Source organism: Amycolatopsis sp. NPDC098790, assembly GCF_044759945.1.
In the GTDB taxonomy this organism is placed as follows: Bacteria; Actinomycetota; Actinomycetes; order Mycobacteriales; family Pseudonocardiaceae; genus Amycolatopsis.
Genome location: NZ_JBIWAI010000006.1, coordinates 476402 through 500481, shown reverse-complemented (window position 1 = coordinate 500481; position 24080 = coordinate 476402). Strand labels below are relative to the sequence as shown.

The 24080-nt window shown below is 71.3% G+C and carries 23 protein-coding genes; 1 reads left to right on the top strand and 22 read right to left on the bottom strand.

The annotated features are described in order from the left end of the window. The 16 genes from ACIQWX_RS39375 to ACIQWX_RS39300 form a co-directional block, all read right to left on the bottom strand. Positions 1-1434, bottom strand: coding sequence for a dihydrolipoyl dehydrogenase family protein (locus tag ACIQWX_RS39375; RefSeq protein ID WP_400882364.1), 1434 nt, complete (start codon positions 1432-1434; stop codon positions 1-3). A 1-nt stretch (position 1435) separates the two neighbouring features. Continuing rightward, positions 1436-2002, bottom strand: coding sequence for a hypothetical protein (locus ACIQWX_RS39370; RefSeq protein ID WP_400882361.1), 567 nt, complete (start codon positions 2000-2002; stop codon positions 1436-1438). An 89-nt stretch (positions 2003-2091) separates the two neighbouring features. Next, complete coding sequence (locus ACIQWX_RS39365; RefSeq protein WP_400882359.1) at positions 2092-4374, bottom strand: hydantoinase B/oxoprolinase family protein; 2283 nt, start codon at positions 4372-4374, stop codon at positions 2092-2094. 7 nt (positions 4375-4381) lie between these two features. Continuing rightward, positions 4382-6484: a hydantoinase/oxoprolinase family protein gene (locus tag ACIQWX_RS39360; RefSeq protein ID WP_400882356.1), complete on the bottom strand. Its 2103-nt coding sequence runs from the start codon at positions 6482-6484 to the stop codon at positions 4382-4384. Positions 6485-6503: 19 nt separating this feature from the next. Then, positions 6504-8093, bottom strand: a complete 1590-nt coding sequence (locus ACIQWX_RS39355) for an FAD-dependent monooxygenase (protein ID WP_400882354.1) — start codon at positions 8091-8093, stop codon at positions 6504-6506. Continuing rightward, a complete protein-coding gene (locus tag ACIQWX_RS39350; RefSeq protein ID WP_400882351.1) occupies positions 8090-8833 on the bottom strand; it encodes an alpha/beta fold hydrolase in 744 nt (247 codons plus the stop codon). The genes ACIQWX_RS39355 and ACIQWX_RS39350 overlap by 4 nt, the downstream gene beginning before the upstream one ends. Positions 8834-8957: 124 nt before the next feature. After that, positions 8958-10259: an MFS transporter gene (locus ACIQWX_RS39345; protein WP_400882348.1), complete on the bottom strand. Its 1302-nt coding sequence runs from the start codon at positions 10257-10259 to the stop codon at positions 8958-8960. Positions 10260-10499: 240 nt separating this feature from the next. Next, complete coding sequence (locus ACIQWX_RS39340; RefSeq protein WP_400882345.1) at positions 10500-11093, bottom strand: TetR/AcrR family transcriptional regulator; 594 nt, start codon at positions 11091-11093, stop codon at positions 10500-10502. Between the two features lie 58 nt (positions 11094-11151). After that, on the bottom strand, positions 11152-12018 hold the full coding sequence (locus tag ACIQWX_RS39335; RefSeq protein ID WP_400882342.1) for a VOC family protein: 867 nt from the start codon (positions 12016-12018) through the stop codon (positions 11152-11154). Positions 12019-12022: 4 nt separating this feature from the next. Next, positions 12023-12838 (bottom strand): alpha/beta fold hydrolase, encoded by an 816-nt coding sequence (locus tag ACIQWX_RS39330; RefSeq protein ID WP_400882339.1) that lies wholly within the window; start codon positions 12836-12838, stop codon positions 12023-12025. Positions 12839-12915: 77 nt separating this feature from the next. After that, the gene (locus ACIQWX_RS39325; protein ID WP_400882337.1) at positions 12916-13548 is read right to left on the bottom strand and encodes a TetR/AcrR family transcriptional regulator; all 633 of its coding nucleotides are present in this window, start codon (positions 13546-13548) and stop codon (positions 12916-12918) included. Positions 13549-13604: 56 nt separating this feature from the next. Further along, positions 13605-14033: an organic hydroperoxide resistance protein gene (locus ACIQWX_RS39320; protein WP_400882334.1), complete on the bottom strand. Its 429-nt coding sequence runs from the start codon at positions 14031-14033 to the stop codon at positions 13605-13607. A 100-nt stretch (positions 14034-14133) separates the two neighbouring features. Next, complete coding sequence (locus ACIQWX_RS39315; protein ID WP_400882332.1) at positions 14134-15027, bottom strand: MBL fold metallo-hydrolase; 894 nt, start codon at positions 15025-15027, stop codon at positions 14134-14136. 41 nt (positions 15028-15068) lie between these two features. Further along, entirely contained in the window at positions 15069-15917 is an 849-nt protein-coding gene (locus ACIQWX_RS39310) for an MBL fold metallo-hydrolase (protein ID WP_400882329.1), read from the bottom strand. Positions 15918-15922: 5 nt separating this feature from the next. Continuing rightward, on the bottom strand, positions 15923-16369 hold the full coding sequence (locus tag ACIQWX_RS39305; RefSeq protein WP_400882326.1) for a nuclear transport factor 2 family protein: 447 nt from the start codon (positions 16367-16369) through the stop codon (positions 15923-15925). Continuing rightward, positions 16366-17214: an NmrA family NAD(P)-binding protein gene (locus ACIQWX_RS39300; protein ID WP_400882323.1), complete on the bottom strand. Its 849-nt coding sequence runs from the start codon at positions 17212-17214 to the stop codon at positions 16366-16368. Before ACIQWX_RS39300 ends, ACIQWX_RS39305 begins: the two co-directional genes overlap by 4 nt. 75 nt (positions 17215-17289) lie before the next feature. Between ACIQWX_RS39300 and ACIQWX_RS39295 the strand changes: the two genes are divergently transcribed. Then, complete coding sequence (locus tag ACIQWX_RS39295) at positions 17290-18210, top strand: cupin domain-containing protein (RefSeq protein WP_400882320.1); 921 nt, start codon at positions 17290-17292, stop codon at positions 18208-18210. Here ACIQWX_RS39295 and ACIQWX_RS39290 read toward each other — a convergent pair. From ACIQWX_RS39290 to ACIQWX_RS39265, 6 genes are all read right to left on the bottom strand, one after another. Further along, entirely contained in the window at positions 18185-18922 is a 738-nt protein-coding gene (locus ACIQWX_RS39290; RefSeq protein ID WP_400882318.1) for an SDR family NAD(P)-dependent oxidoreductase, read from the bottom strand. The genes ACIQWX_RS39295 and ACIQWX_RS39290 overlap by 26 nt on opposite strands. A gap of 79 nt (positions 18923-19001) precedes the next feature. Next, positions 19002-19973, bottom strand: a complete 972-nt coding sequence (locus tag ACIQWX_RS39285; RefSeq protein ID WP_400882315.1) for a helix-turn-helix domain-containing protein — start codon at positions 19971-19973, stop codon at positions 19002-19004. A 104-nt stretch (positions 19974-20077) separates the two neighbouring features. Further along, the gene (locus ACIQWX_RS39280; protein WP_400882312.1) at positions 20078-20425 is read right to left on the bottom strand and encodes a TraR/DksA family transcriptional regulator; all 348 of its coding nucleotides are present in this window, start codon (positions 20423-20425) and stop codon (positions 20078-20080) included. A 41-nt stretch (positions 20426-20466) separates the two neighbouring features. After that, positions 20467-21798: an enolase C-terminal domain-like protein gene (locus ACIQWX_RS39275; RefSeq protein ID WP_400882309.1), complete on the bottom strand. Its 1332-nt coding sequence runs from the start codon at positions 21796-21798 to the stop codon at positions 20467-20469. Between the two features lie 17 nt (positions 21799-21815). Next, positions 21816-22718: a 5-dehydro-4-deoxyglucarate dehydratase gene (gene kdgD / locus ACIQWX_RS39270; protein WP_400882306.1), complete on the bottom strand. Its 903-nt coding sequence runs from the start codon at positions 22716-22718 to the stop codon at positions 21816-21818. Continuing rightward, positions 22715-24043 carry an MFS transporter gene (locus tag ACIQWX_RS39265; protein WP_400882303.1) on the bottom strand — a complete coding sequence of 443 codons (1329 nt, stop codon included), beginning with the start codon at positions 24041-24043 and terminating at the stop codon, positions 22715-22717. Before ACIQWX_RS39265 ends, kdgD begins: the two co-directional genes overlap by 4 nt. Positions 24044-24080 lie beyond the last annotated feature (37 nt).

The following is a 24080-nucleotide window of genomic DNA, read 5'->3' as shown; positions in this document are numbered from 1 at the left end:
TCAGCGGCCGTAGGCTTCGAGCAGCCGCAGCCACACCTCGCTGACGGTGGGAAAAGCCGGGACCGCGTGCCAGAGCCGGTCCAGCGGCACCTCGCCGGCGACCGCGATGGTCGCCGCGTGGATCATCTCGGCCACGTCCGGGCCGGCGAGGGTGAAGCCGACGATCACCTTGCGGTCCTCGTCGACGACCATCCGGGCGTGCCCGCGGTAGCCCTCGGCGTGCAGGGCGGAGCCGGCGGTCGCGGCCAGGTCGTAGTCGACGACCCGGGTGCGCAGGCCGGCGGCTTCCGCGTTGGCCGCGGTGAGGCCGACCGAAGCGATCTCCGGGTCGGTGAAGACGACCTGCGGGACCGCGCGCTCGTCGGCGGTCGCCGCGTGGCGGCCCCAGGGGGCGTCGTCGACGGGCTCTCCCTTCGCGCGGGCCACGATGACGTCGCCGGCCACCCGGGCCTGGTACTTGCCCTGGTGGGTCAGCAGGACGCGCCGGTTGACGTCGCCGGCGGCGTAGAGCCAGCCGTCACCGACGGGGTTGCCGTCCTCGCCGAGGACCCGCATCGTGCCGTCGACCGCGAGCCAGGCGCCCGGCTTCAGCCCGATGCCGTCCAGACCGAGGTCCTGGGTGTTCGGGGTGCGGCCGATCGCGACGAGCAACTCGTCGGCTTCGATCTGCTCGCCGTCGGTGAGCGTGATCGACACCGTGCCGTCGTCGTTGCGCTTGACCGATCCGGCTTCGGCGCCGATGCGAACCGAAACTCCCTTGTCTCGCAACGATGCCGCGACCTGCTCGCCGACGAACGGTTCGTTGAGGTGCAGCACGCCGTCGCGGGCCAGCATCGTCACCGACGACCCCAGCTGACTGAACGCAGTCGCCATTTCCGAGGCCACCACCCCACCGCCGATGACGGCGAGCCGGGCCGGGACCTCCTTGGCCGCAACGGTTTCGCGGCTCGTCCACGGCTTCGCGTCGCGCAGGCCTTCGATGTCCGGGACCAGCGCGCCGCTGCCGGTGGCGACGACGACCGCGTGCCGCGCGGTCAGCGTCGTGGTGGTGCCGTCGGCGGCGGTCACCTCGACGACCCGGTCGCCGCTGATCCGGCCGTGCCCGCGCAGCAGCGGGACGCCGACCGAGTCCAGCCAGGCCACCTGGCCCTCGTCGTCCCAGTCCGAGGCGAAGGCGTCGCGGCGGCGGAGGACGGCGGCCACGTCGAGCTCGCCGGTCACCGCTTCCCGCGCGCCGGGTACCTGGCGGGCGCCACGCAGCGCCGCGCCGCTGCGCAGCAGTGCCTTGGTCGGCATGCAGGCCCAGTAGGAGCACTCGCCGCCGACCAGTTCGCGCTCGACGATCGCGGCGGTCAGACCGCCCTGCACCACCCGGTCGGCCACGTTCTCCCCGACCGGGCCGGCGCCGATGACGACGACGTCGTAGGTGGTCACGTCAGTTCCCCTTCGCGGCGCGGCCGAGGCGGATCGCCGAGACGAGGAAGAAGATCCCGCCGAGGACGGCGTACCCGGCCACCCCGGACAGCGCCGGGTCCGCCGCGGAGGCGCCGATGACGAAGTTGGCGCCGGCCAGCACGGAGATGCCGCCGCTGAGGATCATCGGCCACTGACCGCCCATCTTGCGGCGGGAGACGCCGACGACCAGCTGGACGAGACCGGCCACGATCGCCCAGGCACCCCACACCCGCAGCACGGCCGGGATGCCCGACGTGGCGGCGACCGCGATGCCGATGGTGGCGAGCGAGCTGATCGCCATGTTCACGTACAGGCCGGTCACCGAGCCGCCGCTCTTCGCCGAGCGCGCGTCCACGACGGCCGCACCGACGTCGAACAGCGGGTACAGGACGACCAGGACGACGCCGGCCGCCCCCAAGCCCGACTTGGTCGTCAGGAACACCAGGGCCGCCCACACGATGGCGAACGCGAACCGCACGAAGTACAACCGGCGCAGCGCCGGAGCGAACCCACCGACGGCGGCGGGCGAGTCGACTGTAGTCACCATGAACCCTTTCACAAGACCGAACGTTCTATCTCATCTCAGCTTGGCGGCCGGGCCGCGCAATGTCAAGACAGATCGTTCTATCCAGAGTCTTACGTCCGGTACTCGTCGACGGGCAGCGGGTGGTCGACCGGCACGACCCGGGAGTGGACCGCGGTCAGGCAGCCGGGGCAGCACAGCTGCCGGAAGACGATCTCCGCGTCGACGTACTCCAGCGGGTCGTGCCAGATGTGCGGGCCCGCCTCGGTGGGCGCCGCGTCCCGGCGGACGAGCCCGGCGACGAACGCTCCCCCGGCGAGGGGCCCGATTCCGGTTCCACAGTGGACACACGTCACCGTGCCGTCGGCCGGCACCGCCAGGTTGTCGTCCAGCCGGCGCATCCCGCCCGGATCCGGTGTGCCGATCGGCTTGAGCGCGGCGCCCGGCGAACGGCGGCGTCGCAGCTTCTCACGAACCTGCTCGGTCGCGGTCGCGTCCACCTCGCCACCGCTGAGCACGACGCCGTAGACGTCTCGCGCGGCAGCGACCGACACGCGGACCTGCCGCACGTCCTCACGAACGCTGTCGGGCGCGCGCAGCAGCGGATCGCCGTACCCGCCGCCGGCCTGCCAGTGCAGGTAGAGCGCGTCGCCGGGGCCGAGGTCCGACTCGCCTTCGCAGGGCAGGACCTCGATCTCCCCGCCCAGCTCGTCCAGGTGGCCGGGGATGGTGACCGCCTGGGCGAGCTGGGGTTCGTTGACCCCGCGCACGACGAGGTCGAGCTGGGAGTTGCCGGGGTAGCCGCCGGCGAGGCCGACGTTCTGGTTCGCCACCTTGCCGGTGCCGGACACGACCAGGGACATCGTGCCGTGCTGGTCGGGGTGCTGGACGTAGCAGACCGAGCCGCTCATCCCGCCGCGCTGCCGGCCCGGGCCGCCGGAGTCGGTCTGCTCGCGGCGCCACAGCGCGACGAGCGGGTAGAGGTACTCGGTCATTTCGACGTCCGGTGCCCGCGCGGACGGGATGATCAACCGGCCGCCGGTGTCGACGCCGTCGTGGTGCACCTGCGCGCCGTAGCCGCCGGCCATGACGTCGAAGATCGGGGACACGAAACCCTTGCTGCCGCCACCGCGGGTGTCCACACCGGACACGACGCACAGGTCCGTGGTGCCGTTGCAGATGGACTGCACGTCGGTGCGGTGGTCCGGTTCGGCGTCCAGCATCTTGGCCAGCACTTCGGCGACGAGGTTGCCCGACCCCCACGCCGGGCCGAACGGGCCCTTGCCGACCGCGGCCGGGAAGGACGCGTTGGTGATCGTGTCCTCGTCGGTGACGATCTCGAAACAGCGCATCAACCCACCCGCCGCCCACGGGATGTCCCCGGCCAGCAGGGGAAGCATCGTGAAGACGATGCCCGCGCGCAGCCCCGGGTAGGGGCAGTTGATGATGCCGGTCTGCCCGGCGGTGCCGCGGAAGTCGAAGACGAGCTTGTCGGCTTCCTTCGTCATCGCGACCTTGATGGCGTGCAGGCCGCGGTCGCCGGTGTGCGCCTGCTCCTGGTAGCCGACCGCGTTCCACGTGCCGTCGGGCAGCGTCTGGAGCTTGGCCCGCAGCCGGCGTTCGGCGTCGTCCGTCATCCGGCTCATCACCGACTTGACGGTGTCGGCGCCGTACTTGGTGATCAGCCGCAGGATCTGCTCGGCCGCGTTCTTGTTGGCGGCGATCTTCGCGCGCAGGTCGAGACCGACCAGGTGCGGCAGCCGCGACCGGCGGACCCACGCGTCGGCGACATCACGCTGCAGCACGCCCCCGCGGACCACCTTCATCGGCGGCGTCGGCACGGCCTCACCGAAGACGTCCTGCGCGGACGGGCTGAACGAACCCGGCCGCGGCCCGCCGAGGTCGACCTGGTGCGCGATGGCCGTGGTCCAGCCGAACAGCTTGCCGTCGTGGAAGACCGGCGCGAGGATCGCGGCGTCGTTCTGGTGCAGCCCGCCGCCGATCCACGGGTCGTTGCACAGGAACATGTCGCCCTCGGCGATGCCGGGGTTGTCGCTGCGATTGCGCAACGTCCAGGTGATGGCCAGGTCCATCGAGCCGATCAGGCCGATGTTGTAGGTACCGACCTGGACCTGCTCGCCCAGTTCGTCGCAGATGGAGAAGTTGAAGTCGTTGGACTCGGTGACGACGTGCGAGCCCGACATGCGCCGCAGCGTCTCCCCCATCTCCTGGGTGATCGCCCAGAGCCGGTGCCGGACGACCTCGTACGTCAAAGCGTCGACGTCGGTGTCGCCGATCTGGTGCAGTGGCAAGGAAGGCGAGATCTGGCGCAGCAGCTCTTCGCGCGGCATCGGGCGGCTGGTGAACTCGTCCGCACCGGGGATTCGGGAAGTCATGGTGTCCTCACTGGTAGCGCAGCACGAGGTTGCCGAGGTGGTCGACGCGGCCGGTGACGCCGTCGGGGACCACGACCACCGTGGTCGGGACATCGACGATGGCGGGCCCGGCGAGTTCGTGGCCCGCCCGCAGCCGCGCGTAGTCGTAGACGGGGGTCAGCACGTAACCGAGCTGCGAGTCGAGGCAGACGGAACGCTCGCCGAGCAGGGCCTCCCGCGGGTCCGGGCCGTCGGCTCGCGGGACTTCCGGCAGCTCGATCGGGAACCCGAGGCCGGCCTTGGCGCGCATGCGGTACGTGATCGCCTGCACGCCGGCTTCGCGGTAGCCGGCGCCGCTGCCGTTGATGCGCTCGTACTGCTCCTCGAAGCGCTCGAGGACCTCGTCGCCGGTGCGCTCGGTGAACTTCGCGTCCGGGACGGCCGTCGCGAGCTCGGTGACCTGCATCGAGTACCGCAGGTCGATCTCGCGGTGCAGCGAGACGTCGTGGAACTTCACCTTCTGCCGGTCCAGCGCGCGCTGCAGATCTGCCTCCAGCCGGGCGAAGTGCGCTTCGAGCACGGTGTGGTCGACCGGGAACGACGAGGGATCGGACAGCTCCGCGCTCAGCGCGACGTCTGAGGCCGCCAGCCCGTAGGCCGAGAAGGCGGACGCGACCGGTCCCAGCGGCACGACGACCTCGCTCACGCCGAGGTCCGAGCAGTACCCGGCGCAGTGCGCGGGTCCCGCTCCCCCGAAGGCGTAGGCGACGAAGTCGCGCGAGTCGTAGCCGGCCTGCACGACGGCCCGGCGCAGCAGGTCGCCCGCCTGCGCGTTCTGCACCTCGTGGATGGCGATGGCGGCTTCCTCGACGGTGAGGCCGAGCGGTTCGGCGACGTGCTCGCGGATCGCCTCGCGCGCCAGGTCCAGCCGCAGCGGCTTGCGGCCGCCGAGCAGCCCGCGCTCGCTCAGGATGCCGAGAACCAGGTTGGCGTCGGTGTTCGTGGGCCGTGTTCCGCCGTTTCCGTAACAGGCCGGGCCGGGGACGGCTTCGGCGCTCTGCGGCCCCAGCCGCAGATTACCGCCCTCGTCCACGGACGCGAGCGCGCCGCCGCCGGACCCGATGGTGTGCACGCGGATCGTCGCCGCGTTGATCGGGAACTGGTTGACGATCGAGCCCGGCGCCATCACCGGCTCGCCGTCGACGATCAGGCCGGCGAGGAACGTCGTGCCGCCGACGTCGGTGGTGATGACGTTGCGGTGGCCCAGCTGCCCGGCCAGGCGCATCCCGCCGATCACCCCGCCCGACAGCACGGACCCGACCGTGGTGATCGCGTGCTCGGGCGCCCGGTCCGCGGTGATCGTGCCGCCCTCGCTCTGCATGACCAGCAGCGGCCCCTTGAGCCCGCCCTCCTCGAGCTGTTTCTGCAGGGGCAGCAGGTAAGTACGCAACCGCGGGCCCACCTGGGCGTTCATGATCGTCGTGGAAGTGCGCGCGAATTCGCGGATGCGCGGGCTGACCTCCGAAGACAGCGTGACGTACATGTCCGGCGCGATGGCGTGGATCAGCTCGCGGACGCGCTGCTCGTGGACGCCGTTCTTGAACGACCACAGCAGGCAGACGGCGATCGCCTCGACCCCTTGGTCCACAAGGGACTGTGCGACGTGACGCACCTCTTCTTCATCCAGGGGTACCAGGACCTTCCCGGCGTGGTCGATCCGCTCGGTGACCTCCAGGGCGCGGTACTTCGGGATCAGCGGCGCGGGCTTGCGCCGGCGCAGCGTGTCCTGGATTTCGTGGGCCGAGCGGCCGAGGGTGCGACCTTCGGCGTTCATGATGTAGATCGAGTCGCGGTGGCCCTTGGTGGCGATCAGGCCGACGTCCGCGACCTGGCCCTGGACCAGCGCGTTGATCGACGCGGTCGTGCCGTGGGCGATGTAGTCGGTCTGCGACAGCAGTTCGCCGACGCCGAGGCCGAGCTCGTCCGCGAGGTCCTCGATCGCGCGCATGACGCCGACCTCGCGGTGGGGCGGGGTCGTCGGCGTCTTGGCCGACACGATCCGGCCGGCACCGTCGGAGGCGACCGCGTCGGTGAACGTGCCGCCGACGTCGATGCCCAGTGCGTATGGCATGGCGTTTCTCCTGTGGTTCCTAGACCTGGTGGGCGGGGACGCGCCCGGTGACGGTGTGCAGGACGTCGCCGGGCCGGGCGTCCGCGCCGCCCAGCCAGGCGACGTGCTGGTCCGGGCGCACGAGCAGCAGCGCGGCCGGGTACCGGCCGGGCAGGTCGACGACGGTGAGCGGGATCCCGAGGTCACGGGCGGCGAGGGTCCACGGCGTCACACCGGCGTTCGGGTCGCCGCGCAGCAGGGTGAAGCCGGGGCCGAGCACGTCGAACACCGGGCGGCCGTCGTCGAGCCAGGTGTGCGGCAGCCGGAACCCGGGCCGCGCGCAATCCTGGTAGTCCCCCATGGTGATCTCGGCCGGGTCTTCGCCGCCGACCACCAGCGGCGAACGCGCGTAGTGGTAGCCGAAGCTGAAGCCGTCGGGGGAATACCGCCGTGGCTCGGTCACGGCCAGCCGCCCGGCGAACTCCGCGCGGGCCCGTTCACCCTCGGGGCCGGCCAGGTGGATGTCCGGCGAGACGTCCGCGAACGACGTGCGGGCCTGGGCGCCCACCGCGGCGGCGAACTGCTCGCCGACCGGCTTGCGCTCGACCTCGTAGGCGTCCAGCAGCTCCGGCGGGGCCCACCCGTGGTGGACGGCGGCCAGCATCCAGCCCAGCGTCGCCGCGTCCTGGATGCCGGCGTTCATGCCGAACCCGCCGACCGGGATCCAGATGTGGGCGGCGTCGCCGGCCAGGAAGACGCGCCCGGCGCGGTACCGCTGGGCGACCAGCCGGCGGCCGGTCCAGCGCACCACGCCGAGCACCTCGTGTTCGACGTCCTCGCCGACCGACTCCCGCAGCAGCTGTTCGGGGTCTTCGCCCTCGGTGTCGTGGCCGGGGGCGAAGGCGACGTGGTTGAGCCACAGCTCTTCGCCGTCGATGGCGATCAGCGAAGCGATCCGGCGGCCGTAGGTCCAGTACGTCCAGGCCCGGTCGCGGGCGGCGAGCCGGCCCAGCTCGGGCGAGCGGACGAAGGTGGAGACGAACCGCTGGATCGCGTCGACGCCTTCGTAGCGGATGCCCAGTTGCCGGCGGACGGTGCTGTGGGCGCCGTCGCAGCCGACGACGTACGCGCAGCGCAGGGTCCGCTGCTTCCCCGCGGTCTCCACGACGGCCTCGACGTGGTCGTTGTGCTGTCGCAGCTCGACCAGCCGGGTGCCGCGTTCGAGGGTCAGCCCGGGCAGCCTCCGCGCGTGCTGCTCCAGGATGGGCTCGAGGTACAGCTGCGAGATGCGGTGCTGCGGCTCCGGGGTGGGCCAGTCTTCCCGGCCTTCTCCCGCCAGGACGTCGTGCGCGGACGGCAGGTCGATCCGGAAGATCTCCTCGCCGGTCAGCGTCGTGCGGTACTGGATGGACGTCGGGTAGTCGGCGGGCAGGCCGGCGCGGCGGATCTCGTCGGCGAGCCCGAGCCGCCGGAAGATCTCCATCGACCGCGCGGACGTCGTGTTGCACCGGGGGTTGACCGGCCGCTCGCCGGTCGCCTCGACGACGCGGCAGGCGACGCCGCGCTGGGCCAGGTCGATGGCGAGGGTCAGGCCGGCCGGGCCGGCTCCGACGATCAGGATCTCGGTCATGCGCTCAGGAACTCCCCTACCAGCTTGGTGAACTCGTCCGGCCGGTCGACGTGGATCCAGTGCCCGGCGCCCGCGACGACGTGCAGGTGCCCGTCGGGTAACGCTTCGGCCAGGCGCTCGGAGACCGCGACCGGCTGGACCCGGTCGCGCTCGCCGTGCAGCGCGAGCACCGGCGTGGTGATCTTGGCGAGGTCGACCGGTGGTGGCCCGCCGGCGGTGTCGGCGAACATCGCGCGGAACGCACCCTCCGCGGCGGGCCGGAGCGCATGCTTGAGCCGAAGCTCGGTGAGTTCGGCCAGGAGTTCTTCGTGGCCGCTCTCGTCGGCGACCAGCCGGCCGAGTGTGGCCCGCATGGACGCTCGCGTCGGCTTGTCGTAGAAAGGAACCGCGGTGGGCGGCGGGCCGGTTCCGGCGCCACCCATGACCACGGCGCGCTCGACGCGGTGCGGGGCCACGGCCAGGAGGGCCAGCGCCGCGGCCCCGCCCGCCGCCGAGTTGCCGACCAGGTGCACGCGGTCCAGGCCGTGGTGGTCGAGCAGGTCCAGCACCTGCCGGGCCCGGGCGATCGCCCAGGCGTGCGGCCCCCGGAGCCCGGCCGTGCCGGCGATCCGCGAGCCGAACCCGAGCAGATCCGGGGCGAGGCACGGGAAGTCCGCCGCGAACCGGGACCGCACGCCCGCCCAGTTGGTCGCGGCGTCGACGCCCGGCCCGCCGCCGTGGAGCAGCACGAGGGTGGGCACTTCCGTCCTCCTTTGTGGATCGTACGTCGAGCCGGTCGTCACGGCAGCCGCGACGACGTCAGGGCGATCACCCGCGGCGCGGCGAGAGCACCACCGACCGGAACCCGCGTCGGGTCGAACTCGGTCATGCTTCCGCCACTACGCTTTCGACCGGCCGGCCCGCCGGTTTCCGCCCGAACCGGGCCAGCAGCAGCGTCGCAGCGGCGCCGATGACGCCGGGGATCGCGAAGAAGCGGAACATCGAGGCCGGCGCCCAGCCCGACTGCAGCAGGAACCCGGCGAGCAGGGGCGCCAGGACGGCACCGAGCCGGCTCACGGCGACCGCCATGCCGAGCGCGGTCGCGCGGGCTTCGGCCGGGTACAGGTCCGGCACGATGACGTTGATCCCGGTGACCGTGCCGTTGAGGAACAACCCGACGAGCACCGCCACGACCAGCGCGATCGCCAGCGTGCCGAGCGAGAAGGAGAACAGGATGAGCGCGAGGGCGCCGATGCCGAAGTAGGCCGCGGTCAGCCGCCGCGGGCCGACCTTCGACACCAGCAGTCCCAACAGGACCGCGCCCGTCACGCCGCCGAGGCTGAGCAGGACGCCGCCGCTGATGCCCTGCTGACTGGACATCCCCGCCTTCAGCAGCAAGCTGGGCGTCCACGAACTGGCGAAGTAGAACATCAGCTGCGCCGAGACGAAAGCCACCCAGACCAGGACGGTGCGGAGGGCGTTGCGGCCGCGGAAGAGTGCGTCGAGGGCCATTTTGGCCGACGCCGGCCGCGCCGCGGGCAGCTCGGTCACCGGGGTGCGGCCGATCGAGACGAGGATCCGGTTGAGCTTCTCCAGCGCCTGGCGGGGGCGGCGGGCGACGAGGAAGTCCATCGACTCCGGCAGGAACCGCAGCGCCACCGCGAAGAGCAGCGCCGTGACGATCGCGCCGAACACGAAGACCGAGCGCCAGCCGAACGAGCCCAGCAGGATGCTCGACGCGATTCCGGCGATCACCGAACCCAGGCCGTAGCCCGTGGTGATCAGCGCGACCACCAGCCCCCGGCGCCGGTGGTTCGCGTACTCGGAGGTGAGCACCGGCAGGCTGGCCGCCATCGCGCCCACGGCCGCCCCGGTCACCGCCCGGAAGGCGAGCAGCTGGCCGAAGTCCTGCGCCGCGGCGGCGGCCACCATGCCCAGCGACGCCAGGGCGAGACAGGCAAGGGTGAGCCGGCGGCGGCCGACGCGGTCGGCGAGCGGGGCGAGGAAGAGCCCGCCGATCGCCATGCCGGCCAGGCCGCCGCTGAGCAGCACACCGACCCCGGACGGGGACAGGCTCCACTCCCGGGTGATCGAAGGGCCGACGAACGACGTGACCAGGAGGTCGAACCCGTCGACCAGGTTGATCACGAGGCAGAGCGCGACGGCTCTCACCTGGGCGCGGCTCATCGGTGAGTTCTTCACCTGTTCAAGGACGTTCAAGGGAAACCTCGCTTCGTTACGGCGGTCGGTCACGCCCCCCGGGGAAGCTATGTATGTAGCGCTCACTCTACAACTTCGGAGATGCGTTGGCTACCGCTCGAATCCACAGTGGCCGGTGCGCCCGACTCGTTGTGTAGAGCGCTCAGTACACAGCGCACCGCAACGAAGGCTCACCCGGTCTCCAAGACCGAACGTGCCGTCTCGGAACTACTTCGCTGCCGAGTCCAATCGGAACCGAAGGATTCCGTCGACGCCCTGGAGGAACGTGTCGCCGACCTGAACCGGGTCCGAAAGGCAGCCGGACGCCATCGCGCCGTCCCGCAGCATCACGAAGTGCCGCGCCGCGGGCTCCGGCGGCGTGTCGCCGACCTGCGCGAGCAGGTCCGTGACGGTGCCGAGGAACCACTCGCGGTGGGCGAGCACGGCCTGGTGCACGGGGTGCGCCGGGTCCGGGTACTCCGCCACGGCGTTGAGGAAGGCGCAGCCGCGGAAGTGCGCCAGGCGGATGCTCCCGGCGATCGACTGCGCGATGGCCCGCAGGGCGTCGACCGCGGGCAGGTCACCGGCGAGGATCTTCTCGAAGCCCGCGCGCTCCATCTCGTGGGCGCCGTTCAGGTAGGCGACGACGAGATCTTCCTTGCCGGGGAAGTGCCGGTACAGCGTGGCGCGGGTGACCTGCGCTTCGGCGACGATCCGGTCGATCCCGACGGAGTGCAGACCCTCGGCGTAGAAGATCCGCGTGGCCGTCTCGAGCAGCCTCGACCGCGCTTCGGAGACCCGCCCTCGAGTGTTGTGCACCATCCGTCCCATGGTAGCAGAGAGAACGTTCAGTATCGCGGTGCGAGCCGCCCCGCGATACTCATGGCTTCGGGGCGGCGAACGGGTTGGCGTCCGCGTGGTGGTGCCCCCACTCGTCCGAGCGCCCGAAGTCGTGCGGGACCCAGTCGTCGCCGACTTCGATGCCGCCGCAGCCGATCTCCAGGTGGAACCCGCTGGGGTTGCGCACGTAGAAGGAGATCGCCTTGTCGTTCATGTGCCGGCCGAGGCTGATCGAGATCGGCACGCCGTGGGCCCGGGCCCGGTCGTACGCCCGCCCGACGTCGTCGAGCGAGCCGTGGTCGAACTCGAGGTGGTGGATCGACGCGGTGTCCGCGCTCGCGAGGGCGATGCTGTGGTGCGTCCGGTTGCAGCGGAAGAAGAACAGGCCGGGCGCGCGGTAGTCGGTCAGCTGGAACTCGAGCACCGACTCGTAGAGCTCGCGCAGCTCCGCGAGCTTGGGACTGGCCAGCACCAGGTGCCCCAGGCCGGTGACGCCGGGCCCACCGGCCGGGCGCTCGACGCCGAGGCGCACCTTGGCTTCCCCGACCGCCAGCTCGACGCGGTAGCCGACCGGGTCGGTGAACCAGCGCAGCCGGGTGGCACCGCGGAGTTCCCGGTCCTCCGCGGTCGCCTCCGCGACGGCGAACCCGGCGCCGGTGAGCCGCTCGGTCAGCCGGTCGAGCTCCCGCGGCGAGTCGACGATCCAGCCCAGCTCGCGCGGACGGTCCACTGTGGACGGGTGAAGTGCGAGGCGGTACTTGAACTCGTCGAGTTCGGCGAGGGCGATCTCGTCGGTGCCGGACTTGGCGTGGGTGACGCCGACGCCCAGCGTGCGCCCGAGCAGGTCGGTCCAGGCCTCGACGTCGGTGACCTCGAGACCGACGTAGCCCAGCTTCTTGATCCCCACGGTGTCATCCCTCCGCCGCGGCGGCCGCGCCGCCCTGCAGGAACTCGCGGACGATGTGGTTGAACTCGGCCGCGCGCTCGTACTGGACCCAGTGCCGGCAGTGCGGCAGCACCCGCAGCTCCGCGTCCGGGATGCCGTCGAGGATCTTGGGCGCCCAGGTCAGCGGCACGGTTTGGTCCTCCCGGCCCCACACGAGCAGCGTCGGGGCGGCGATGCGCCTCAGATCCGGCGTCAGATCACCGAAGTCCGGCGGGATCGGCAGCTCGGGGTGGGCCCGCAGGCTCGACTCGTACCGCTCGTCGACGAGCGCGTCGGTCGCGAGTGACTCGTCGTACACCATCAACCGCACGAACTCGGCCATCGCCTCGCGCGACGGTTTTTCCGCGGCCATGTAACCGAAAAGGCGCTCGAGCCCGGCGGGCCACGGCGGTGCGTCCGGTGGCAGCACCCCGCCCGGCGCCATGAGCACGAGCCGGTTCACGCGTTCCGGGTACTGCATCGCGATCCGCATGGCCACGGCCCCGCCGTAGGAGTTGCCGACCAGGTGGGCCCGCTCGATCCCGAGCGCCGTCATCGCCCGGCTGACCCGCTCGGCAGCGTGGAAGATCAACGGCTCGTCCGTCGCCGGCCGCGGGGACCCGCCCCAGCCCGGCAGGTCGACCACGACGTTCCGGTGGTCGGCGAAGGCGGGCAGGTTCCCGCCGAAGTTGCTCATCCCGGTGGCGCCGGGCCCCGAGCCGTGCAGCCACACGACCGCGCTGCCCGAACCGGTCTCGGTGTAGGCCAGCCGCGCGTCGCCGACGTCCAAAGTGCTCGTCACCGCACCACCCCGTTCGTTGTATGTAGCGCTCACTATACAACGGGCGGCGACGCAAGCAAGGTCGATCGAACCGTGGGTCAGCGCTTGCGCTTCGCCGTCCGCTGGTCCGCCAGGCCGCGGACCAACGCGACGAACGGCGGCACCTGCGAGCGGTAGCTCACGCCGTCGAAGCTGTTGGTCACCGAAAGGCCGTCGGTCAGCGCCCGCCCGAGGACGGCCAGCTCCTGGACCAGGGCTTCGTTGTTCTTGCCGCCGCTGGGCGCGAAGATCGGGGTGAGCGCGGCCACCCAGGAGGCGTGGGCGTAGTCGCGGATGCGGCGCACCGTCGCCCGCACGGCCTCGGCGTCCTTCTGCGGGCCGACGCTGATGGCGACCAGCAGCTGCAGGTAGTCCGGCCGCCGGTCCAGGGAGTCGCAAGCCGCGGTGAACCACGCTTCGAGCCGCTCGAGGGGCGCCAGCTCGTCGAACGACGACGGGTTCGGGAACAGCGCGTGCAGCTCGTCGAATGTCCGATCCAGCAACGCCGCCAGGACGCCCAGCTTGTTGCCGAAGTGGTAGTAGATCGAGCTCGGCGGCAGTCCGGACTGGGCGCTCAAGTCCGAAATGGCCATGCCGTCGTAGCCCTTTTCCCCGACGAGGGCACGAGCCGCGTTCAGGATGACCTCTTGACTGGTCAAGCCGGCGGCCGTCGCCGCGGAGTCCCTCGCCATCCGGCCATGATAGGTCCGCGCCGGGCCGGTGTTCCCCACCGACCCGGCCGGCGGCCTCAGGCGACGGTCGCGTCGACGGTCACCGGGATGTTGCCGCGCGTCGCGTTGGAGTACGGGCAGATCGCGTGGGCGCCTTCGACGAGCTGGTCGGCCGTCGCCTGGTCCACACCGGACAGTTCGGCGTGCAGCGCCGCGCTGAGACTGAATCCCCCTTCCGGAGTCGCGTGCACCTGCACCTCCGCGACGACGGCGGAGTCGGTGACCTCCACCTTCCGCTGCGCCGCGACGGCCTTCAGCGCCGAGTGGAAGCAGGAGGCCCAGCCCGCCGCGAACAGCTGCTCCGGGTTGGTCGCCCCGCCGGGACCGCCCATTTCCTCGGGAATGGCCAGGGAGAGGTCGAGCAGGCCGTCGTCGGTCCGCGCCCGCCCTCCCGCGCGGCCGTCGCCGGTCGAGGTGGCGATGCCGAGGTACAGGGGCTTGGTCATGCCGGGGTCCTTTTTCGATCGCGAGCCGGTGTCGCGATACCGAACGTTCTATCACGCTCCACTATGCGAGGACGTTCCCGACATGTCAAGACCGAACGTTCTATCTTGATTGTGACGCCGGAGCGCGGGGCGTGTCCTGGTTGAACATCAGCCACCACTGGTGGCCCACCCATCCCGGGTGCTTCTCCCCCATGATCGTGAAGATCTCGAGGTCGCTTCGGTCGCTGGCGACCAGCCGGCTGAAGTCCTCGATGTACCGGCGGTTTTCGTCGATCGCCACGGGGAGGTCCGGCGCTCCGGTCTTCTTGTGCCCGCCGACGACGTGCGCCGGCGCCAGCGCCGCCAACCGGTCGAGGGCTTCGAGCCAGGTGTTCCGGCTGCCTTCGGTCGTGTCGCCGAGGAAGAGGTGGCATTGGGTGAACACGACGTCACCCGCGACGACCAGGTCGAGGGCGGGCACGTGGACCGACGTGGAGTGGTCCAGGTCGGTCCGGCCCTGTTCGATGATCCGCAGCTCCATGTCGTCGACCGGGAGCACCTCCTCGTCGTACGGGGCCGCCACCACGAGGTTCTCCGGGAGCCGGCCGGGCCAGCGTGCCGCGAGTGCCGCGACGACCTTCGGGTTGTCGACGGTCGCCCGCATGAGCTCGACGCTGCCCGGCGTCGCGACGGCCTTCGCCTCGGGGAACCGCTCCGCCAGCACGGACAAGCCGTAGAAGTGGTCGAAGTGCCCGTGGGTGATGTAGATGGTCGTCAAGGTCCGGCCGTGCAGCTCGATCCAGTCGGCGAGCACCGTGGCTTCGGCGACGGTGGCGAGTGCGTCGACGAGCACGGCCTCCCGCGGTCCGTAGACCAGGGTCGCGGTGGACGGGCCCGACGCCCGTGGCTCGCCGGCGGGCGGCTCCCGCGTCACCACCGCGGGTTTGGCCGGAGTCGTGAAAACGCTGAAGCCGTGGGTCGTCGGAGCGAACCGCGCATGATCGGAGCCGGACATGGTGTGCTCTTTCCTGGGGTCGGATGGAGGCGGTACTGCGCTCATTCGGGTAGGAGCGCCAGCGCACCTCGCCACAGCGCGCCGCGGTTCACCCGTCCGGGGTGGAGGCGCACCATGGCGTCGTAGAACCCGCGCGCGGTGGAGTGCTCGCCGAGCAGGCGCCGAGCGTCGAGCAGGTACTGCCGGGTTTCGCCGATCGTGTCGGGCGAGTCCGGCCGGCGAGCGTCTTTGTGGCCGGACACCACGGCGGTGGGCGCCAGGGCCTCGATCTTGTCGAGAGCGGCCAGCCATGCCTCGAGACCGCCGTCGACGATCTCGCTGAGGTACTGGTGGACATTGTTGTAGACGGCGTCGCCCGCGACCACCAATCCGGTGGACGGTGCGTGCAGCACCGTGGTGTCGTCGGTGTCGGTGTGCCCGACTTCGACCGCCAGGAGCCGGTGGCCGCCGAGTTCGATGCCTTCGGCGGGGATGGGCCGAGCTCGCACGGGAGATGGCGGCACCTGGTCCGGGAAGATCGCGTCGAAGCGCTGACCGCGGAACGCGGGATCGGCGTTCTGCCGCATCACGCCGATGGTCCCCGGCGTGGCGTGGACGACCGCGTCGGGGAACTCCTCGAGCAGCGGTCCGGCGGCGAACCAGTGGTCTCCGTGCCCGTGCGTGGCGTAGACGGCGACGAGCCGCTTGCCCGAATCCTTGACCCGGTCCGCGACGGCCCGCGCGTGGTCGAAGGTCAACCCGGGATCGACGACCACCAGCTCTTCGCCGGACCGGATGAACGTGGTCGAGATCGGCGACCAGATGCGGGGCGCACCGTCCGGGTCGGTTTGGTCCGTGTGCTGGGGAATCCCCGGGTGGACGAGAACGTGGTACTCGAGTGGGTCGGACATCATGATCAGCGGTCGGCCTGGGTGGGCCAGCCGACGGCGTCGAAGACGACCAGCGGGTCGAGGTAGTCGCGCCAGTGGACGATCTTCCGGTCCCTGATCGTCAGCACCGAGATGTACCTGTTTCCGTACGGTGCGCCGGTCGCGACCGCTCGGCCGTCCGATGCGTACTCGAGGACGACCACACCCGTCTGCTGATCGTGGTGGACGGCCAGGTCGTAGCAGCGGTCGAGGACGAACATGTCGCCGTAGGGCCGGTACAGCTCGGCGACCGCGGCGCGGCCTTCGACCCGGCGCGGGTAGCCCGGGACGGTGATGACGTATTCGAAGACCGCGTCTTCGGCGACCATGTCGAAGAAGTGCTCGCCGTCGGCCAAGCCGGCGACGCCCTCCTCGATGATGCGGAAGAACGGGTCCAGGGCCTTGAAGTCCCCGAGGTTCTCGACGGTGCTCATCGGTTGTTCTCCTTCCAGACGGATGCGGTGCGGGCGGCGAATTCCTTGAAGCTTCGGGGCGGGCGCCCGGTCACCTTTTCCACGACGTCGTTGGGGCGGGCGCCCCGGCCGGTCGCGATGGTCTCGGTCAGTTCGCGCAGAACCTCGCCGTAGGCGGCGGGCACGCCGTTCGCCACCGCGCCGGCCACCCAGGCTTCGCGATCGAGGTCGACGTGCTTGACGTCCTGCCCGGCCGCGTCGCCGATGATCGCCGCGACGTCGGCGACGGTGAGCGCCTCGGGACCGGTGATGGCGTACTCACCGCCGTTGTGGGCGCGGGGGTCGGCGAGGGTCTCGACCGCGACCGCGGCGATGTCTTCGGCGTCGACGAACGCCTCCGTGCCGTCACCGGTCGGAGCGATGATCGCCCCGTCGACGGGCTTGAGGAACAGGTCGCTGAAGTTCTGCATGAACCACGCCGGCCGCAGGATCGACCAGCCGAGGTCGTCCCGGCCCATCAGATCCAGCTCCACCGCGCGTGGCGCCACGTCCGCGGGCGCCGCCTCGATGCCGTAGGCGCTGAGGTAGGTGACGTGCCGCACGCCCGCGGCCTGCGCCTTGTCGAGGAACGCCGAGACGTCCGCCGCGTAGTCGGTGCGCAGCAGCGGGGAGACGAGGTACAGGCGGTCGACGCCGGCCAGAGCGGGCGCGTGGGTGCCGACGTCGTTCCAGTCGAAGCGGACGTCGGCGCCCGAGCGTGCCGCGGTGCGGACCTGCAGCCCACGGGCGGTCAGGCCGCTCACGGCGCGGGAGCCGGTGCGACCGGTCGCCCCGAGGACCAGCACGAGGGGTGTTGTCTCATTCATGGCTCTAGGCTAAGGACGCCAATCGAGTCATTCAATGTGTAGAACTCTCAATATCCAACGCGATACGCTCACCTCATGGACATCCTGCAGGATCACCTCGCTCGCACCCGCGCGTCGGGTGGCGTCTTCGCCCGCTCGGTGGTCCAGCCTCCGTGGGGACTCCGGCTCCCGGGCACCATCCAGCTCTCCCTCCACACCGTGGTGCAGGGTCGCGCCTGGATCTGGCTCGACGACCCCCGGGCCGCGATGGAAGTCGTCCCGGGTGACCTCTGCCTGATCCGCGGCGGCCCGGAGCACCACGTCGCCCACACGCCCGACCCGGCCGCGTGCCAGCCGCACGAAGAGTTCCTGCGGCGCCACCCCAGCGACGAACGCAGCGACGACCGCGCGGCCACGGTCTTCCTGTGCGGTGCCTACCGTTTCGCCGGCGACGTCGGTCGCAGCCTCATCGACGCCCTGCCGCCCACCTTGCTGCTGCACGCCGCCGCTCACGACCCGCTCCACGACGTCATCGGCTTCCTTTCCCGTGAACTCGGCGCGCCCGCGGCCGGGCACCAGACCGTCCTCGACCGCCTGCTCGACGTCCTGCTGGTCATGGCGATGCGCGCTGCCTACGACCAGAGCCCGACCGCCCCGCGGTGGTACCGGGCCGGTGGCGATCCGCGCCTCGGGCCGGCGCTGCACGCGATCCACGCGCAGGCCGAGCACCCGTGGACGGTGCCCGAACTCGCCTCCCTCAGCGGTATGTCCCGGCCGGCCTTCGCCCGCAACTTCGAACGTTCGCTCGGGCAGGCACCGATGCAGTACCTGACCGACTGGCGCATGACACTCGCCCGGGACCACTTGCGCGGCGAAGAGCTCACCCTCGACCAGATCGCCCGCCGGACCGGCTACACCTCGCCGAACGCCTTCGCCGCCGCTTTCCGCCGCCACCACGGCGTTCCACCCGGTCACTGGAGGCAGGAAGAGCTCAGCTCTGACCCATCCCGCCGCTGACGAACAGTTCGGTGCCACTGACGAAACCGGAGTCCGCACTGGCGAGGAAAAGCACGGACGAAGCGATTTCGGCCGGCTGCCCGATCCGGCCGATCGTGGTGAGCGACACGAGGTGGTCGCGGTGCTCCGGGGTGATCGTCTCGAGCGACGCGGTGTCGATCGACCCCGGGTGCACGACGTTGACGCGGATCCGCCGCTGCGCCAGTTCCGCGCTCCACACCCGCGCGAACGCCGCGAGCGCGTTCTTGCTGGCGGAGTACAACGACGACCCGGGCATCGCCTTCACCGCGGCGGCCGATCCGTTGAGGATGATGGACCCGCCGTCGGTCATCAGCTCCGCCGCCTTCTGCGCGGTGAACACCGTGCCGCGGACGTTGATCCCGAAGATCCGGTCGTAGCTTTCCGCCGTCACCTCGGCGAGCGGTTCCACGAGCGTGCCGGCCGCCGCGCTGGCGAACAGCACGTCGAGCCGTCCTTCTTCGGCGCCGATGGTGTCGAAGAGGCGGCCGATGTCGTCGAGGTTCCCGCCGTCGGCGACGATCCCGCGGCTGCGCGGCCCGAGCCGCTCGACCGCTTCGTCGAGCACGTCCTCGCGGCGGCCGGTGATGTAGACGACGGCTCCTTCGGCGATGAACTCCTCCGCCGTGGCGAACGCCATCCCCGTCGATCCCCCGGTGACGAGAGCGATCTTCCCGTCGAGCTTGCCTGGCATGAATCTCCCTTTCTTCGGTCAGGAGTTCAGCCTGCCTGCCGGGAGCCACCACGACGACCACGCTGCGTGCCGTCCCGGATCACCTTTCCGTGCCACTCCGGCGCCTGGTGTCCCCCGGGCTTTCACCGAACCGGGCCCGGTACTTCCGCGCGAAGTGCTTCGGTTCCCCCGCACCCCAGCGCTCACAGATCGCGGCCACCGAAAGATCCGGTCGCCCGATGAGGTCGGCGCGGCAGCGGTCGAGCCTGCGGGCGCGGATGTAGGCCGCAACGCTCTCACCGGCGCCCGCGAACAGGCGGTACACCGTCCGCCGGGAGACGTGGTGTTCGGCCGCGATCCGGTCCACGTCCAGCTCCGGATCGCGCAGCCGGAGCTCGATGTACGTCTCGACCCGGGTTCGCAGCAGCTCGTCCGCCGCCATCTCGCCGTGCGGCAGCCCGGCCAAGGTGGCCGTCATCAGCTCCCCCGCGGCGTCCGCCGCCGCGGCCAGCGAACCGGGGGTGAGCGAACCAGCCACCCGCAACGTCGCGTCGACGTGCTTGAGCAGCAGGCCACCGGTCCCGTCCAGCGGCCGCGCGCGACCGAGCGAGGCGGTCAGCGTGCTGCGGCGAGGCAAGTGGGCTTCTCCGGCGAACGCCATGATGACGCGGCCGCCTTCGCCGTACTCGACCTCCAGGGTGCCGTCGGAGGTCGCGGTCGTGAACTGCCCCGGGCGCAGGACCGCCTCGGCGTCGGCGTGCCGGACTCGGACGTCCCCGTCCACGGGAGCCAGCAGGTAGTACGCCGGCTCGGCGGTGGCACTGTCGTCCCCGCCGAACTGCCAGCTCTGATCGCCCTTCGCGCCGGCGAAGGTCTCCAGGAACGACGTGCGCGACGTCACGAGCTCCTTGTCGACCCGGTAGTCCGAGCCGCCGGCTCCGATGCGGGCGCGCCAGCCGACCGTGCCACCCGCGACCGGTATCCGGCACGCGTAGAGCTTGCCCTGCTCCGGCGCCCTTCCCTCTTCTCGGAAGTGCTGGAAGGCCACCTCCGGGCGCACCGACACCGACATGGGATCCTCTCGGCCACGACCCCTGCTTCCCACCGGGACCGACTACCCGATGGTAGGTCGGCCGGAAGCCGCGATCAGGTCCTCGCCGTGTGATGTCGCCGGCATCACCGCCGGTTCGCGCAGGTGATGCAGATCGACGTCGCCGGCAACGCCCTGAGCCGGTCCTCGGCGATGGGGCCGCCGCAGCGTTCGCAGGTCTCGTAGGCGCCCGCTCGCAACCGCTCGGCGGCACGGTCGAGCGCCGCGAGGTCGTCCTGGGCCTGGCGCAGCAGCGCCTGCACCTGGGCCCGCTCGAAGGCGATCGTCGCGCCTTCCGGGTCGTGCTCGTCGTCGGCGCTGCTGAACTCCGCCGCCGCCACTATTTCGTCGCGCTGACGGGTCAGGGCCGCCGCCAAGCGCGCGGTCTCGGCTCGGGCCTGCTCGATCAGCTCCGCCGCGGCGCGCTCCTCCATGGTGGAGGACCTTACCTCCACGACCGGGCCGGCGGTGCCGATCAGCGGGTCACCAGGCACGGCCTCTTCGGGTCGAACGTCCACTCAGGACTCAAGTACTGCATCGCGACGGCGTCGTCGCGGGCGCCGAGGCCGTGCTTGAGGTACAGCTCGTGTGCCTCCTCGACTTGCTCCATGTCCAGCTCGACGCCGAGGCCGGGACGGCGGGGCACCGCGATCTCGCCGCCGTCGATGCGCAGCGGGTCGGCGGTGAGGCGCTGCCCGTCCTGCCAGATCCAGTGCGTGTCGATCGCCGTGATCTCGCCCGGGGCCGCCGCCGCGACGTGGGTGAACATCGCCAGCGACACGTCGAAGTGGTTGTTCGAGTGCGAACCCCACGTCAAGCCGAAGTCGTGGCAGAGCTGGGCGACGCGGACCGAGCCCGCCATCGTCCAGAAGTGCGGGTCCGCGAGCGGGATGTCGACCGCGTCGGCGCGGATCGCGTGGCCGAGCTGGCGCCAGTCGGTCGCGATCATGTTCGTCGCGGTGCGCAGGCCGGTCCGGCGGCGGAACTCGGCCATCGTCTCGCGGCCCGAGTAGCCCCGCTCGGCGCCGCACGGGTCTTCGGCGTAGGACAGGACGTCCCGCAGCGCGCGACCGGTGCGGACCGCGTCCTCCAGCAGCCAGCACCCGTTGGGGTCCAGCGTGATCCGCGCTTCCGGGAAGCGGGCGGCGAGCGCGCGGACCGCCTCGGCCTCCTCCTCGGCGGGCAGGACACCGCCCTTGAGCTTGAAGTCGCGGAAGCCGTAGCGGGCCTGCGCGGCCTCGGCGAGTGCGACGACGGCTTCCGGCGTCAACGCCTCCCGGTCGCGCAGGCGCTGCCACGCGTCGCCGGCGTCGTCGCGGCGGTACGGCAGATCCGCCTTCGCGCTGTCCCCGACGTAGAACAGGTATCCCAGCACCGGAACCGCGTCGCGCTGACGGCCGTCGCCGAGCAGGTCGCAGACCGGCACGCCGAGGTGCTGGCCCAGCAGGTCCAGCATCGCCGACTCCAGCGCCGTCACGGCGTGGACCGTGACGCGCAGGTCGAACGTCTGGGCGCCGCGGCCACCCGCGTCGCGGTCGCCGAAGCGGCGCCGGACTTCGTTCAGCACACCGTGGTACTCGCCGACCGGGCGCCCGACGACGAACGGGCGGAAGTCCTCCGCGGTCGTGCGGATGCCTTCGCCGCCCGGCACTTCGCCGACGCCGGTGCGGCCTTCGGAGTCGGTCAGGACGACCAGGGTGCGGGTGAAGAACGGCGCGTGCGCGCCGCTGAGGTTGAGGAGCATGCTGTCGCGGCCGGCGACGGGCACCACCCGCAGGTCGGTCACGACGGGGACAGCGCTGGGCATGGCGGGCCTTTCGGTTCTCAGGCGGGCGGGAGGTGGTCGAGCAGCGCCGTCAGGTCGGCGAGGTCGCGCGCGGACAGGTCCGTCAGCGGCGCGCGAACCGGGCCGGCCGGGTGGCCGGTGGCGGTCAGACCGGCCTTGACGATGCTGACCGCGTACCCGGCCTTGCGGTTGCGGATCTCGGTGTAGGGCAGGACGAACCCGTCCAGCAGGCGGCGGACGTCCTCGCGGCGGCGCTCCCGCACGGCCGCGTAGAAGTCGAGGGCGAACTCGGGCAGGAAGTTGAAGATCGCCGACGAGTACGTCGTGACGCCGAGTTCGAGGTAGGGCAGGGCGAACGTCTCCGCGGTGGGCAGGCCCCCGATGTAGGTGAGGCGGTCGCCGAGCCTGCCGCGCAGCCGGGTGATCGCCTCGACGTCGCCGACACCGTCCTTGAACCCGATCAGCGTGGGGCAGCGCTCGGCGACCCGCGCGACGGTCTCGGCGTCGTAGGCGGCGTTGGCGCGGCTGTAGATCACGACGCCGAGGCCGGTGGCCGCGCAGACGGCTTCGACGTGGGCGGCGAGGCCGTCCTGCGGTGCTTCGGTGAGGTAGGGCGGGAACAGCAGGATGCCGTCGGCGCCGGCTCGTTCGGCCGCCTTCGCGAACTCGACCGCCATCGCCGTGCCGTACCCGGCGGGGGCGATGATCGGGGTGCCGTCCGGCGCGCTGTCGACGGCGGCCCGGACCACCCGGTCCACTTCGGACGGAGTCAGGGAGAAGAACTCCCCCGTGCCGCCGGCGGCGAAGAGCCCGGCGACGTCGTACTTGCCGAGCCAGGCCACGTGCGCGCGGTAGGCGTCCTCGGCGAAGCGGTGCTCGGCGTCGAAGTGCGTGACGGGGAAGGAAAGCAGGCCGGAACCGAGGCGGGCGGCGAGGGTCATGACGTCTCCTCAACGGGCGTGCGGGTGCTGGCGGCGGGTGCCACGACCACGCGGTCGCGGCGGATGAACAGGACGAGCACGGCGGCGAGCAGGCACGCGGCGGCGAGGCCGTAGAGCCCCCAGGTGACCTGCCCGGTCGCCTGCTTGATCAGCCCGAAGCCGTAGGGGGCGACGAACCCGCCGAGGTTGCCCAGCGAGTTGACGACCGCGACGACGGCGGCGAGCGCGACGGGGTGGACGCTGCCCTGCGGGATCGTCCAGAACAGCGGGCTGGCGCTCTTGAACCCCATGGCGGCCACGCAGAGCAGGACCAGGGCGAGCACCGGCGACGCGATCGCGGCCAGGAAGGTCGCCACCCCGGCGACGATCAGGGAGGCGATCAGCAGCGGCTTGCTGCGCCCGGACCGGTCGGACGCGCGGCCGGTGAAGTACATCGCGACGACCGCGCAGATCCAGGGCAGCGACGACAGCAGCCCGACGGTGACGTCGCCGGTGCCGTTGATGCGGCGCACGATCGTCGGGAGCCAGAACGTGTTGGCGTAGATGGACAGCTGGATCGCGAAGTAGATGAGGCAGAACAGCAGCACCTGCGGCTGCACCAGGATCCGCCAGCGCGACACCGAGTCCGACGTCGTCCGGCGGGCGGCGTCTTCACGCTCGATCGCGGCGGTCAGCGCGTCCTTCTCGGCGCCGGTGAGCCACCCGGCGTCCGCGACGCGGCTGTCGAGCCGGGTGTAGGCGAACAGGCCGACGACGATCGAAAGCACGCCTTCGATGAGGAACAGCCACTTCCAGCCGGTGAGCCCGAAGAACCCGTGCATCGACAGCAGCGGACCGGACAGCGGCCCGGAGATCGCCGCGGCCACCGACGAGCCCGCGACGAACAACGCCGTGGCGCGGCCGCGGTGCGACGAGGGCAGCCAGCGGGAGAAGTAGTAGATGATGGCCGGTAAGAAGCCGGCTTCTGCGGCGCCGAGAAGGAACCGCAGGACGTAGAAGGACGTCGGGCCCTGCACGAACATCATGGCCGCCGAGACGACGCCCCAGGACACCATGATCCGGGTCAGCCAGATCTTGGGCCCGTAGCGCTCCATCAGCATGTTGCTGGGGAGCTCGAAAATGGCGTAGGCGATGAAGAACAGGCCGGCGCCGAGCCCGTAGGCGGCCGCGCCGATGCCGACGTCGGCCTCCAGGTGCACCTGGGCGTAACCGATGTTGGCCCGGTTGAGCTGGTTGCAGATCAGCATCACGACGAACAGCGGGACGACGCGGCGGAACACCTTGCCGACCGCGACGGTCAAGTGGTCGTTCTGCGCTGAAGTCATCGAGGACCTCCGGGGGACCGCGGGCCTCGTCGCCCGA

Excerpts from the sequence above, each read along its gene's own strand:
- ACIQWX_RS39310 (WP_400882329.1), bottom strand. The coding sequence starts at position 15,917 with ATGTCCGACCCACTCGAGTACCACGTTCTCGTCCACCCGGGGATTCCC.
- ACIQWX_RS39290 (WP_400882318.1), bottom strand. The coding sequence starts at position 18,922 with ATGCCAGGCAAGCTCGACGGGAAGATCGCTCTCGTCACCGGGGGATCG.
- ACIQWX_RS39325 (WP_400882337.1), bottom strand. The coding sequence starts at position 13,548 with ATGGCGAGGGACTCCGCGGCGACGGCCGCCGGCTTGACCAGTCAAGAG.
- ACIQWX_RS39305 (WP_400882326.1), bottom strand. The coding sequence starts at position 16,369 with ATGAGCACCGTCGAGAACCTCGGGGACTTCAAGGCCCTGGACCCGTTC.
- ACIQWX_RS39300 (WP_400882323.1), bottom strand. The coding sequence starts at position 17,214 with ATGAATGAGACAACACCCCTCGTGCTGGTCCTCGGGGCGACCGGTCGC.
- ACIQWX_RS39345 (WP_400882348.1), bottom strand. The coding sequence starts at position 10,259 with ATGAGCCGCGCCCAGGTGAGAGCCGTCGCGCTCTGCCTCGTGATCAAC.
- ACIQWX_RS39355 (WP_400882354.1), bottom strand. The coding sequence starts at position 8,093 with ATGACCGAGATCCTGATCGTCGGAGCCGGCCCGGCCGGCCTGACCCTC.
- ACIQWX_RS39365 (WP_400882359.1), bottom strand. The coding sequence starts at position 4,374 with ATGACTTCCCGAATCCCCGGTGCGGACGAGTTCACCAGCCGCCCGATG.
- ACIQWX_RS39265 (WP_400882303.1), bottom strand. The coding sequence starts at position 24,043 with ATGACTTCAGCGCAGAACGACCACTTGACCGTCGCGGTCGGCAAGGTG.
- ACIQWX_RS39370 (WP_400882361.1), bottom strand. The coding sequence starts at position 2,002 with ATGGTGACTACAGTCGACTCGCCCGCCGCCGTCGGTGGGTTCGCTCCG.
- ACIQWX_RS39280 (WP_400882312.1), bottom strand. The coding sequence starts at position 20,425 with ATGGAGGAGCGCGCCGCGGCGGAGCTGATCGAGCAGGCCCGAGCCGAG.
- ACIQWX_RS39295 (WP_400882320.1), top strand. The coding sequence starts at position 17,290 with ATGGACATCCTGCAGGATCACCTCGCTCGCACCCGCGCGTCGGGTGGC.
- ACIQWX_RS39285 (WP_400882315.1), bottom strand. The coding sequence starts at position 19,973 with ATGTCGGTGTCGGTGCGCCCGGAGGTGGCCTTCCAGCACTTCCGAGAA.
- ACIQWX_RS39340 (WP_400882345.1), bottom strand. The coding sequence starts at position 11,093 with ATGGTGCACAACACTCGAGGGCGGGTCTCCGAAGCGCGGTCGAGGCTG.
- ACIQWX_RS39315 (WP_400882332.1), bottom strand. The coding sequence starts at position 15,027 with ATGTCCGGCTCCGATCATGCGCGGTTCGCTCCGACGACCCACGGCTTC.
- ACIQWX_RS39320 (WP_400882334.1), bottom strand. The coding sequence starts at position 14,033 with ATGACCAAGCCCCTGTACCTCGGCATCGCCACCTCGACCGGCGACGGC.
- ACIQWX_RS39360 (WP_400882356.1), bottom strand. The coding sequence starts at position 6,484 with ATGCCATACGCACTGGGCATCGACGTCGGCGGCACGTTCACCGACGCG.
- kdgD (WP_400882306.1), bottom strand. The coding sequence starts at position 22,718 with ATGACCCTCGCCGCCCGCCTCGGTTCCGGCCTGCTTTCCTTCCCCGTC.
- ACIQWX_RS39275 (WP_400882309.1), bottom strand. The coding sequence starts at position 21,798 with ATGCCCAGCGCTGTCCCCGTCGTGACCGACCTGCGGGTGGTGCCCGTC.